Here is a 12,471-nt window from a genome sequence, read left to right as displayed (position 1 = left end):
TAAACCAACAGCCGACAGCGAGTAGATAAAGTAAATGGCTCACAATAAAAACGATTCTTGAATATAAGTAGTGAGTGATGCCAAGTCAATTCTCAAAAGTGTACATAAAAAAGCATTTAATCAGACGATGTAAATATTCTGTTTGGTGAACTGAATCAAACGAAAATGAATGCTTTTATCATCAGCAATGAAGGTGCTTGTTTTTGCAGGTGAATGTTATCTGCGCAATCATTGGTACGCTAAAAATATTAAATGAATTTTTTTCATACCTTATAACTTGTCCATTTTTAACTAATACTGGTGATTTCTTTCCGCTATGGACATGAATAAGATAACTCTTAAGCAATGCCTGTCATTATATTCTGTCCACCTATCACATACAGAGACGGACATCACGTCTACGCTGATTTTGCTTAACGGATAACCTGTTGGAAACGACAACACAAAATAAAGCACTGCAGATATTTCAAGGCTGGGGACTGCCATTGGTTCTCCCTGGCCTGCTGTATCCGTTGGCCCAACAACTGAGCGCTTACCGCAGCATCAATGGCCAGTTCCTGCAGATATATGATCTGAAACTCGCGCTGATTACTTCTGTACTGGTGCTGTTCAGCTATCGGGCAATCCCTGGCCTCTTGCTACTGATCGTCAGTATTTGCTTCAGCAAGTCCATAAATCTGTCGCTTGACGTGGTGTGCCAGGTCGTGGCGGCGATAATCAGCTACTCCTGTTGCCGGCTTTATACTGGACGGCGTAGCTGCGCCAGCTTCTGGCGTATCAAAATTACCACCTACCGTATTTTTTGGCTCTGCGGGGTGAATGTGCTGTTGTTTATCGCCCTGCATAAGCTTGCCGCTCGCTACGGTTACGTTGATTCCACACTGGAACCCGGCGGACTCAAATTTGTGAGTATCGAAATGCTAATCAGCGTTCAGGGGATCATGAACGGCTGCTTAACCGGTATTCCGATGTTCTACACCCTATGTCGCGTGGTGCGTCGTCCGAAGAGCTTTCTGGCCTTTATTCACTTGTTCTGTGACTCGTTCAGAAAAAGCCTTAGCCTTTGGCATTTTCTGATCTGGGCGGGCCTGGTGCTGGCGTTAATGTTTTGCATGAACGCGCCGTTCAATTTCAATATCTTCTCGACGCTGTACAGCTTTGTTCTTCTTTTCCCGCTCATGCTGTGGAGTGCGGTGCGTATTGGTCACTCCTTTACCTGGCCTATATGGACGGTGATGCTGATTGTTCTGGCCAAACATAATGAGCACTACATTCTTCTGGATAGTGGCTTTATGCTGCATCAGGCGCTCGTCTCCAGCGCCATTTTTATCTTTTCCCTGACCATTTTGATCATGGGCGTTCTCGCTCGTTTTAATAAGCTGCGTTTTAACCAGGTGATGATGCTGGGGCTGACGGACCCTACCACGGGGATTCCCAACCTGCGGGCCCTGACCTCTGAACTGAAAAGCATCACTCATGCCACCATATGCCTGATTCAGGTGCCGGAACTGGAGCTTTTTTGTCGGCGGTATGGTTTTCATTTCCGCACACGTTACCAGAAAGGGTTAGCTCAACACCTGCGTAACCAGCTCCATGATGATGAAAGCATCTACTACCATGCTGGCTACGATCTCCTTCTCCGTCTACGGGACGCGAGCCCGGTACGCCTTATCAACCTGCATAAAGTGGCTAATGCGTTTCGTCTGTATCACAACAACCAGTGGCTGGGGTTTCGTAGTGGCCTTGGCTACTGTGCAATCGCGAGTGTTAATAAAGATATTTATAACCTTGCGGGTAAGCTTTCCATCGTTAGCGGCTTATCGTTATTAAATGGCAGGCCGGAAAACCTTGAGGCGCAGTCCAGCCGCGCGCTGGAAAGCAGCCTCGTGGGCAAAACCGATATGCGCATCCGGCTGCAAAATGCCCTCGATCATGACACCTTTGTGCTGATGGCTCAGCCCATCGTCAGCACTCATGGCGATGTGCGTTATCACGAAATATTAATTCGTATGGTGGACGACGAAGGTCATCTTATTTTTCCTGATAACTTTCTGCCGGTCGCGTATGAAGCGGGTCTGGCCCCTGACCTGGATCTGTGGGTCATTCGGCATACCTTGAAAGTGATGCAGCATCAGCCAGATTGCTGCTTCTCTATCAATCTGGCGCCAATCACGGTATGTCGTAGCGGGTTTATAACGGAAGTTGGCCCGTTGTTTGCGGAATACCAGGTTGCGCCTGAACGCATCATATTTGAGATTACTGAGGCGGATATTCTGACGGATATCGTGCAGTCCAATGAAACCATTCAGATGCTAAGAGCACTAGGCTGTCGTGTGGCGATAGATGACTTTGGCACCGGTTTTGCCAGTCATGCGCGGCTAATGAACGTAACCGCGGATATTTTGAAGATTGATGGTTCATTTATTCGGGACGTTACTCAGAGCGATATTTGTCACTATATCGTTGAAACCTTCTGCCGTGTTGCAAAAATGAAAAATATGCAAGTGGTGGCGGAATACGTCGAAAATGCCGAGATCCAGGCGTGTTTGGAAAAAATGGATGTGGATTGGCTACAGGGTTACCACGTGGGGAGGGCGGTTCCGCTCTTGTCATTAAAATAACGAGTTGTTGCATTGCTCTATCATTTCCTGGTCCTGGATAAGCGTTGAACGCTGAGGATCATTTCAGCAAACTAAAAAAGAATATAAAGTCAATGACTGCAAAAAAACATGTTGGTGAAAAATTATTCTACTTGCTGCATAAAATACACCTTGGCGTAGCGATGAAACTCGGTACGCTGCTGGTGTTATGTATTGCAGCATTGTTAACGGGTGCTTCTTTTTTACTTTCCTCTTATTTGTCCGATGCGCTGCAGGCGAATGCCCTGGAGATGCTTCAGGCCAATACCCGTATTTTCCATAACAATATTAATACTGAATATAAACGCATAATGAAGGATGCGGAACATTACAGTAATATTTATATTAACAACTACCAAAACGTCAGCAATAAATCGCTTCATGAAATGACGGCGGATGAACTCAAAGCGCTGTTGAGCGATTCCAAAGTTAATGCTCACTTCACCGAGCTGACGAGCGTCTTCGCGAGTACATTTTTACGCGAAGGAGACCAGTTTGTTCGAATGAACAGCTCGTTGCAGCAGACTAACGGTAAAGTCGCCACCACCACCGTGTTGAGCAAAGACAACCCCGCATTGCCAAATTTGCTTAAAAATAAGTCGTTCACGGGCGTAGTGACCCTTTTTGGTAAGCAGTTCATTAGCCATTACGAACCTATCGCCGATAAATATGGTCAGGTTGTTGGTGCCGTAGCCGTCGGTTTTGACGTGAAACAGGCTCTGCAGCCTGTTATTCAGGAGCTGCTGAATGTGCATGTGAGTGACGGCGGCTACGCCTACGTGCTTGATGCCGGGTATGAGCCAGGCAGGATGATTGTGCATCCGACGCTCACCAACCAGATGGTACTGAATCTCTCTGATGCCACGGGTTACAAACGCTTTGCCGACATTCTGGCACGCAGAAGCGGGACGGTTTATTACAAATCCGTCAGTACCTATGGGGCAATACCAAGAATGAAAGTGGCCGTGTTCCAGCCTATTGAAGGGCTGGACTGGATCATCGTCACCACCTGTTTTATGGATGATGTAGATAAAAGCAGCACGCTGGTACGCAACGGATTACTGCTTTTCACCGCGATTTTGTTGCCGATTATTTTGCTGGTGATTGCCATTGCGAGCCGTTTCCTTATCTCACGCCGTCTGAACAACGTGTTGAAGATTGCCCAGACCATTGCTGAAGGCGATCTTTCCTCTGATGTGCACATCGATCACCACGATGAAATCGGTGATTTGCTGGGCGCCATTGAGATGATGCGAATCCGCCTGCATTCGCTGGTCAGCGGGATGGTGTACCACGCGCGCTCGGTGCATGACGCGTCGCTGAACATCACCGAAGCGGTAGATGGCCAGGCCTCCACGAGTGTGGAAACGTCCTCCTCAGTGGCGGAGATAACCTCCACGATGGAAGAACTTTCGGCATCCTCTACGCAGATTGCGGAACACTCACGTGATGTGGTGGATATTGCTAATCGCACGCTGGACGACTGCAATAAAGGCTCCGTCTCCATGTCGCAGCTGCTCAATTGCATGGCGGATATCGATAGCGACAACCAGCAGAGTATGCGCGAAATTATGATGCTGGGAAATAAGTCAAAAGAAGTAAGCCGGGTTATGGTGATTATCAACAGCGTAGCCGATCAAACCAAACTGATCGCCTTTAATGCTGCACTGGAAGCGGCTAGCGCGGGTGAATCCGGTAAGCGCTTCTCCGTCGTGGCGGCGGAAATCCGCCGTCTGGCGGATTCGGTTACGGAGTCCACTTTTGAGATTGAAAACAAAATTAGCGAGATCCAAAACGCGATCAATAGATTGGTACTCAATGCCGAAAAAGGTGGCGAAAGCATTAAGGCGGGAACCCAGGCGTGTAAGGTCAGTGCCGCCCACCTGAATGATATTGTGATTACCGCCGAACAGACGTCCACCGCGGCCCTGCAAATTTCCCTGTCGACCCAACAGCAGAAAACGGCCAGCAATCAGGTTGTGATGGCGCTGCGGGAAATTGTTGTGGCCAGCAATTACACCTCGCAGTCAATCAAAGACATTCTGACGGTCAGCCAGGATATGACTCAGCTTGCGACAGCATTAAAGCAGAGTGCCAACTCGTTTACCCTGACGGATACACAAGATGAACGGGCGTAAGATCCGCGTTCTTATCGTCGACCACGGCAGCGTATCGCGCAATGAGCTGGTTCGACAACTGGAGAATAACCCGCACATCGAAGTGATTGGACAGGCGGCGCATCGCCGCCAGGCCCCACGGATGGTACAGCAACTGTCGCCGGATCTGCTGCTGTTGACCCTGGAAATGCACGCCCAGGAAAACATTGAAACCGTCGAAAATATCATGTCGACCAGCGCAATGCCGATTATGGTGATGCGCTTTTATCCGCTGGATAAGTGGGACGCGGAGTACATCGCCCGGGGAGCGCTGGCCGTGCTGCGCCACGAGGGATACGATGCCGTTTCAACTCAGGGGCTCCATCGCCAGGTGGAGATGCTGGTGGGCGTTAAGGTCATCCGCCACATCAAGCCGTTGCGCTTCTCTCCGGAGATGCCTGTGGTGGCGGTAGATGAACATGCACCCACCTGGCCATATGTGCTGGCAATAGCCTGTTCAACCGGTGGGCCTCAGGCGCTGAGCAAGCTTTTGCACGCGCTACCGGCCCATTTCCCGTGTCCCATTATTGTTGCTCAACATATCTCTGATGGCTTTGCGAAAAGCCTCGTGCAGTGGCTGGATAGCGTTACACCGCTACGCGTTCAACTGGCGCAGGTAGATGAAAAGCTGGAAGCCGGCTGTGTCTACATTCTGCCGCCGGAACAGCACCTGGCTATCAGAAAAGACCATCGCTTCTTCGGTGTGCCACGCCAGGAGAGCGATGTCTATCATCCTAGCTGCAATTTACTGTTGACCTCGGTGGCGGACGTTTATCGCGCTAAAGCCGTGGGTCTTATCATGACGGGTATGGGCAGCGATGGCTGCCTGGGCATAGAGGCTATCCTTCGCAAAGGGGGGAAAACGCTGGCACAGGATGAAGCCTCATCGATCGTCTACGGTATGAACAAAAACGCCGTCGACAAGTCGTTAATCAACCATACGTTGCCTCTCGATAAACTGGCTAGTGTACTGATGACGCTGGCGTTTATTGAATCCGCTGAGAATGAGTCATTATGATCCCTAATCTCGACGCATTTGAAACACTGATCAAAAAGCGCTCCGGACTCCATTTCGATAATGGCATGGAAGCCCTCCTGCGTTCGGCGCTACGCCAGCGTATGGCGAAGCGCGGGCTGGCTAATTTTTATCATTATTATGATGAGCTATGTGCATCACATGCAGAGTTTGATGGCCTGATAAGCCTGCTGACGATCAACGAAACCTACTTTTTCCGGGAAGTAAACGTCCTCGACTACATTACGGAAACCTGTGTTCCTCGTCTTCTGGCACAGCGTAGCGGTCCGATACGTATTTTGAGCGCAGGCTGCTCATCCGGCGAGGAAGCCTACTCGCTGGCCATCAAGCTGCACCAAAAATACCATGACTCGCAGGCGAACCGACTGGAGATCCACGGTGCCGATATCGATCCACTGATCCTCGATAAAGCACGCACAGCCTGCTACTCCAGCTATTCGTTCCGTGGCGTCGATCCGGTCATTCAGGACACCTACTTTACGCGCATCGGTAATAGCTTTCAGCTTCACGATAAAATTCGCCGTAGCGTCACGTTTCATCGCCTGAATATTATCAAAGAGCAGGTACTGCCTGAGTTTGACATTATTTTGCTTCGTAATGTCTCCATCTACTTTGATGTTGAAACCCGCCGGGAACTCCACAGTAATCTGCTGAAAATGCTGCAACCCGATGGGGTCATTTTCTTTGGCAACGCGGAAACGTTGGCCAATAACCTGGGACAGCTTCGGTTGGCGCAGGAAGGGGATCTGTTTTACTTCGCCTATCCCCATAACCAACCTTCTCGCTATGTTACTCCGACAGTGGTCCCCCGCATTAAAGTAGAACCGCTGCGGGAAGAGACCATTGTAAAACTGCCTGATGCTCCCGTGAGCCGTTCTCATAAACTTAGTGGCTGGCTGCAGAAAGCGGAGTCTTTTATGGCAGATAAGCGCTTCTTTGAGGCGCAGTCTTGCATTAACAGCGCGCTGGAGATCGATCCGGCAAATCGTGAAGCGCTGTTGATCCAGGGCGTTATTTTACTGGAGCAGTGTGAATTTTCGCTGGCCGTAGAGAACGCGCAGCAGGTACTGGATCAGGATGAGTGGTCTGCGGAAGCCAAGATGCTGCTGGGAATGGCGATGATGTGGCAGCACCAGACGCAGCAGGCCATCGCGTGGTTTAAGCAGGTCGTTTACCAGTATCCGTGCTACTGGCCTGCTCACTACTATCTGGCGGAATTGTATCGCCAGAACGAGCTCTGGCAGCCTGCTCAGCGCACATATCGTATTGCTCTTCAGCTACTTAATACCGAAGCCAGCCAACAGGGATCGGCGAAAGTGCTACGTCTACCGATGGACTTCTCGGGCAATTCATTTCGTTTTCTTTGCGAGTACCAGCTAGCGAAGTTTGCGCATCAGAGCGGGTAGAGAGAGCGACGATGGCTATTGATTTAAAAAAATTCGTTTTGCGCTTTATCGACGAAGGGCGGGGGCATCTACAAAAGCTCAGCGAAGGGGCGTTTCAGCTCTCTACCGGTGAGAACCCGGACGCGCAGGTTGATGAGATGTTCCGTGCCGCCCATACGTTGAAGGGCGGCGCGCGGATGCTGAAATTGCAAAGCATTGCCGACCTGACCCACCACCTGGAAGACGTCCTCAGCGAGCTGCGCGATAAAAAACTGCAGCCAGTGCCTGAGCTTGGGGCGCTTATTCATGAAGTGGTCGCTTATCTGTCGAATCAGCTGACGCAGCTTAACGCCAGCGAAGGGGATAACCAGCTGCCGCCTGCGGATCAGACATTGTGCGAGCGCCTGAGCCGTGCCAGCCGTGGGGATATGACAACCGTTGTTCCTGAGGCGCTTCCGCCAGAGCCTGAAGCGCCTACGGCAGCCAGTGGCGACGTCGCCATGGCCATTTATCAGGCCAACTCCGTGCGCGTGAAGCTGGATATGCTGGATGCGCTGATCGACATTTTAGGTGAGGTTATCTCTAGCCATGACCGAATCGATCAGCGGATGCAAAACCTCCTGCAGCTGGTTCCTCGCCTGCCGGGTCTGAGTGCGGAACAGCTGCGCCAGCATATCACCCAGTTCAGCGTCCATCTTAAAGATGACGTGCAGGCTCAACATTTACAGATGTTCGAGCTTTTCGACGTGGCAGCCCGTATTCGCATGCTCCCGCTTTCGATGCTGTTTGAACCTTTCTCCCAACAGGTGAGCGAGCTCGCTACCTCGCTGAAAAAGCAGGTGGACTGCCGGTTTATCGGCGGTGAGGTAGAAATAGACCGCCAGCTGATCGACCGCCTGGCGGATCCATTTACGCATCTCCTGCGTAACGCTGTGGACCACGGGATCGGCTATGCGGCTGACCGTCTGGCGCAGGGTAAGTCAGCCAGAGGTACCATCACCATTACGACTCAGCAGGATGGGAGCGGTATTTCGATCCGGGTAGAAGATGATGGCCGCGGGCTGGACTACGATGCTATCTGCGCGAAAGCCGTGGCTCGAGGTCTGGTTGATGCCGCAACGGCCGAGCATCTTTCGGAGCAGGAGTGCAATGAACTGATTTTCCACCCTGGCTTCTCGACCAGCAAAATTGTGACCGAAGTATCCGGCCGCGGTGTAGGTCTCGACATTGTGCGTAAGGCTATTGTCAGCGATCTCCATGGCTCATTGCAGGTCTTTAGCCGTCCTGGGCTTGGCACCTGTTTCCATCTGCGACTGCCCATCTCACTGGCGATGATGCGGATCTTACAGTTTGGAGTGCAGGGGCACCTATTTGGACTCACCTCGCAATACATTGTTGAAGTTGTCAAATGTGTTAACAGCGAAATTCGCGACATTGCCGGACGTCCGGCAATCGTGTTGCACAACGAATTTATACCGGTAGTTTGCGCTGGGGAGCTGCTGGGCATTCACCAGAGGCCCGGTGGCTCGGTCTCCTCCGGCGCCTCGGCGGACCTGCGCTTGATTATTATCCAGAATCAGTACGGCAAAATGGCGTTAAAGGTCGATAACCTGCTGGACGAGCGGCACATGATGATTAAGCCGCTGCCAAAGCATATGCAGAAGCAAGCGCTGGTGTCAGGAATGGTATTAACGCCGGATCACCAACTGGTGAGCATTCTGCATGTGCCAGTGCTGATGTCGATGGCGGAAAAACGGCGCCAGCCCAATGTGGCGGTGCATAAAACGGAAGAAGTACAGCATGCCTGGCATGTGTTGGTGGTGGATGACTCCCTCAACACCCGAGAAATTGAGAAAAACGTACTCGAGGCGAACGGTTATCAGGTGACCCTGGCAGAAGACGGGCTTGCTGGATTGCAAAAGGCGCGCCTGATGCAGTTCGATGCGGTGCTGACGGATGTGGAAATGCCCGGTATGGATGGCTTCACCTTTACCAAAACCCTACGTGGTGAACGCCACTACCAACACACACCCATCATTATTGTGACTTCCCGTGCAAAGGAAGAGGATCGCCGTCGCGGGATTCAGGTAGGTGCGGATGCCTACATTGCCAAAGGGGATTTTGAGCAGGATAGCCTCATTGAAACCCTGAAAATGCTGCTGTGTTAAGGGGTAAGGAGAGATAAATGCGAATTTTATTAGTGGATGATGATGTTTTTTCCGCAGAGCTGGCTTCTGTATTTTTGGGCATGAACGGGTACGAGGTTGTTATTGTCGCCAGCGCCATTGAGGCGCTCTCCTGTCTGGATGGTAATGAAGAAATCGATCTGGTTGTTAGCGACCTGCACATGCCGGATATCAGCGGTCTGGAATTACTGGAAATGCTACGCGGGCATGGCTGGGATAAGCCTTTCATCATTCTCAGCGCCAATGAAATCGCTGATTGTCCTGTCCACTACGATCGTTGGGTGAAGAAAGATGAAAACCTGGCGGAGACCCTGGTGGCTGCGGTGAATGACATCGCGCAGCCGGAATCATTTGTTGGAAAACCTGTTGCGCCAATATGAATCAAGAGCTTAAGCATCAATCTATGGTGTCCGCCCAGCAAAAAATCGCCCGATTGCGTCAGGGATTTCTGGAACGTATCCCGGATATGCTCCGCCAGGCGGAAGCGCTATTATCCCAACTCAGGCAGACCCCACTCGAGATAGACCGTAAGCAGTTACACTTACTGCTACACAGCATCCACGGCTCCTGCGCGTCGTTCGGCTTTAACTCTATTGCCGTGTTGTCTGCGGAAGGGGAGCGACTGCTATCCACTGACGGTATTGACGAAGTACGGCTTAACGAGCTGCACCGGATTATACAGCGGCTGTATCAGCTTTCGCTGGATGCCCTGAATCAGGAGCTCATTGGTGGCGATCGGGGAGGGGAGCTGACCCTGGCGGCATCACGCCCGGATTCGGGGTTTGTGCGCCGCACCAATCAACCCATTTACCTCTGTGATGATGACATCGATCAGGTTGAACTGCTGGCAACCCAACTGCGCTGTTTCGGTTTTTCCTGCCGGGTATTCACCGACACCAAAAGTTTTGCCGAAGCGGTGCTGGAACTGCCTCCGTCAGTGGTCATCATGGATGTGAGTTTCCCCGAGCATGCCTACGGCGGGCCGCTGGTGATGTCGGATCTGAAAAAGCGGGTCGGCACGGCATTCCCTGTACTCTATCTTTCCTGCCACAGCGATTTCCATGCGCGAATTAACGCCATTAAAGCTGGGTGCGATGGGTATTATGTCAAGCCGGCTTCGACGACCGATCTCGTTCAGGAACTACATCGTTTGACGCAACCGTCAATGAAAAAGCCCTATACGGTGTTGATCATCGACGATGAACCGGCAGTAGCCGAATACAATGCCGAACTGTTGCGTGCGGCGGGCATGAATGTTTACGTCCTGTCGCGGCCCCAATATCTGCTGCAAGTACTCAATGCTAACCCGATTGATATTGTGCTGATGGATTACCATATGCCGGAGTACAGCGGCGAGGAACTCACCAAACTTATTCGTCAGATCCCGCAACATATCGGTCTGCCCATCGCCTACCTGTCCAGCGAAACCAGCCAAAGCGCGAAGTTTGGCGCCATGAGCATCGGTGCAGAAGATTTTATTCTAAAGCAGGCCGATCCCCAGGAGTTGATCAATGCGGTATCCGTGCGTGCTGAGCGTATGCGTACCCTCCGGGCTCGGATGGCTCAGGATAGTCTGAGCGGGCTGTATAACCACTCGACAACGACCCATTTTTTAAAAAGCGCCATCGCGGAATCCAACTACAGCCGTATTCCTTTTAGCCTGGTCATGGTCGATTTGGATCGGTTTAAAACCGTCAATGACACCTATGGGCACGTCGCGGGCGATCAGGTCATTGTTGGGGTTTCTCAGCTCTTCTCTCACCGCCTGCGCAGCACCGATATTGTGGGACGTTACGGCGGAGAAGAATTTGCCATCATCATGCCAAACACCACCCAGGAACAGGCTGCGCAAGTGGTAGAGCGCCTGCGTCAGGGTTACGAGAAAATTACTTTCTCCATCAACCAGGTGACTTTCCATAACACCTTTAGCGCAGGAATCGCCACCTGGGTCTATGGGGATACCACTGAAACTATTCGGGGACGCGCCGATCAAGCGCTGTATGCCGCGAAGCAAAATGGCCGCAACTGTTACTGTATTGCCGACCTGGAGGGGAGTTTATGACACCGCAACTGGAACAGATTCTGGCGCAGTACCAGGTAGAGAAAACAGAGATTGCTAACGTGGATGAACCGCGACGTAGCCTCGTGCTGTTTTGCCTCGGCGATCGCCATTTTGCGCTTTATGGTTCCCAGGTTAAAGAGCTGCTTGCCGATCGCCCCATCTCCTGGGTGCCCGGCTGCGCCATGACGATGGAGGGTGTGATCAGCTATCGTGGGCGCGTTGAATCGGTTATCCGCCTGAATACCTTGCTAGAGATCGACAGCAAAGAGTCCACTGGAAAACGCATTATTTTGATTGGGCGCGGGGATGAAATGCAAAGCGGCATGCTGGTAGATAAGCTGGTTGATGTTCTGGACGTAATGGAAAGCCAGATCCTACCGCCGCCGGAGTCCCTCCCTCCTGCCATGCGCAATGTGGTGGTGGGTATCGTTAATATGGCGGGGATTTATTACTCCCTGTTGGATCTCAATCTGGTCTTCGAACGCTACCAGGAGACGAGCGGCTATGATGTCTCTCTCTAGCCTGGCTGCCGTTGGTATTCGGCTGGGCGATTTGAATTTTTATATACCGTCCAGCCAGGTACGAGGGTGTTCACTGATTACTGGTCCCTCATCGGCGATCCCCTCTTTCAGCGCCTGGCTGGGACTGCCGCCAGAATCTCAGCAAGGTATGCATCTGCATTTGCTGGTACCAATGAGTGGGGTTGAAACGGGTTGGCAACTCTGGGGGGCGCTGGAAAACGTCATGCTCCCGGCTGAAACTATTTTCCCACTGCCCCCGCTGCTGGCGCATAGCTGCCATATTCCAATGCTGAAGGCGCTTGTCAGCAATGATGGCTTTAGTCCGCTATTAAGCTGGGAGTAAGTTCTCACTTCTTATTTTATTGTTGCAGAGAATGCATGGATGCTATTTATAGAAAATATGGAGTTATGCGATAATACTTTTGTCAGGAAGTCATTAATGTCCAAAAATACACATTTACCAGCTATTGAATAATATAGATTTAA

General features: G+C 51.3%; 9 protein-coding genes. All 9 read left to right on the top strand.

Features of this window, described 5'->3' with window-relative positions; all coding sequences use genetic code 11:
• Positions 1–428: 428 nt before the first annotated feature.
• The 9 genes from V6940_RS06435 to V6940_RS06395 all read left to right on the top strand — a co-directional run bounded on the left by V6940_RS06435 (position 429) and on the right by V6940_RS06395 (position 12,328).
• A complete protein-coding gene (locus tag V6940_RS06435; RefSeq protein ID WP_333495268.1) occupies positions 429–2,621 on the top strand; it encodes a sensor domain-containing phosphodiesterase in 2,193 nt (730 codons plus the stop codon).
• A gap of 92 nt (positions 2,622–2,713) precedes the next feature.
• Positions 2,714–4,777, top strand: a complete 2,064-nt coding sequence (locus V6940_RS06430; protein ID WP_333495267.1) for a methyl-accepting chemotaxis protein — start codon at positions 2,714–2,716, stop codon at positions 4,775–4,777.
• Positions 4,764–5,813, top strand: a complete 1,050-nt coding sequence (locus V6940_RS06425) for a chemotaxis protein CheB (RefSeq protein WP_333495266.1) — start codon at positions 4,764–4,766, stop codon at positions 5,811–5,813. The genes V6940_RS06430 and V6940_RS06425 overlap by 14 nt, the downstream gene beginning before the upstream one ends.
• Positions 5,810–7,237 carry a CheR family methyltransferase gene (locus V6940_RS06420; protein ID WP_333495265.1) on the top strand — a complete coding sequence of 476 codons (1,428 nt, stop codon included), beginning with the start codon at positions 5,810–5,812 and terminating at the stop codon, positions 7,235–7,237. The genes V6940_RS06425 and V6940_RS06420 overlap by 4 nt, the downstream gene beginning before the upstream one ends.
• 11 nt (positions 7,238–7,248) lie before the next feature.
• A complete protein-coding gene (locus tag V6940_RS06415) occupies positions 7,249–9,384 on the top strand; it encodes a hybrid sensor histidine kinase/response regulator (protein WP_333495264.1) in 2,136 nt (711 codons plus the stop codon).
• 17 nt (positions 9,385–9,401) lie between these two features.
• A complete protein-coding gene (locus V6940_RS06410; RefSeq protein WP_333495263.1) occupies positions 9,402–9,782 on the top strand; it encodes a response regulator transcription factor in 381 nt (126 codons plus the stop codon).
• Positions 9,779–11,464, top strand: coding sequence for a GGDEF domain-containing response regulator (locus tag V6940_RS06405; RefSeq protein ID WP_333495262.1), 1,686 nt, complete (start codon positions 9,779–9,781; stop codon positions 11,462–11,464). The genes V6940_RS06410 and V6940_RS06405 overlap by 4 nt, the downstream gene beginning before the upstream one ends.
• Positions 11,461–11,985 (top strand): chemotaxis protein CheW, encoded by a 525-nt coding sequence (locus V6940_RS06400; protein ID WP_333495261.1) that lies wholly within the window; start codon positions 11,461–11,463, stop codon positions 11,983–11,985. Before V6940_RS06405 ends, V6940_RS06400 begins: the two co-directional genes overlap by 4 nt.
• Positions 11,969–12,328, top strand: coding sequence for a hypothetical protein (locus V6940_RS06395; RefSeq protein WP_333495260.1), 360 nt, complete (start codon positions 11,969–11,971; stop codon positions 12,326–12,328). The genes V6940_RS06400 and V6940_RS06395 overlap by 17 nt, the downstream gene beginning before the upstream one ends.
• Positions 12,329–12,471: the final 143 nt, after the last annotated feature.

It is taken from the genome of Kluyvera sp. CHPC 1.251, from assembly GCF_036759945.1.
GTDB lineage: Bacteria > Pseudomonadota > Gammaproteobacteria > Enterobacterales > Enterobacteriaceae > Kluyvera > Kluyvera sichuanensis.
Note: the sequence above shows the minus strand (reverse complement) of the source record. Positions and strands in the feature narration are given on the sequence as shown.

Excerpts from the sequence above, each read along its gene's own strand:
- V6940_RS06405 (WP_333495262.1), top strand. The coding sequence starts at position 9,779 with ATGAATCAAGAGCTTAAGCATCAATCTATGGTGTCCGCCCAGCAAAAA.
- V6940_RS06420 (WP_333495265.1), top strand. The coding sequence starts at position 5,810 with ATGATCCCTAATCTCGACGCATTTGAAACACTGATCAAAAAGCGCTCC.
- V6940_RS06410 (WP_333495263.1), top strand. The coding sequence starts at position 9,402 with ATGCGAATTTTATTAGTGGATGATGATGTTTTTTCCGCAGAGCTGGCT.
- V6940_RS06395 (WP_333495260.1), top strand. The coding sequence starts at position 11,969 with ATGATGTCTCTCTCTAGCCTGGCTGCCGTTGGTATTCGGCTGGGCGAT.
- V6940_RS06430 (WP_333495267.1), top strand. The coding sequence starts at position 2,714 with ATGACTGCAAAAAAACATGTTGGTGAAAAATTATTCTACTTGCTGCAT.
- V6940_RS06415 (WP_333495264.1), top strand. The coding sequence starts at position 7,249 with ATGGCTATTGATTTAAAAAAATTCGTTTTGCGCTTTATCGACGAAGGG.
- V6940_RS06425 (WP_333495266.1), top strand. The coding sequence starts at position 4,764 with ATGAACGGGCGTAAGATCCGCGTTCTTATCGTCGACCACGGCAGCGTA.
- V6940_RS06400 (WP_333495261.1), top strand. The coding sequence starts at position 11,461 with ATGACACCGCAACTGGAACAGATTCTGGCGCAGTACCAGGTAGAGAAA.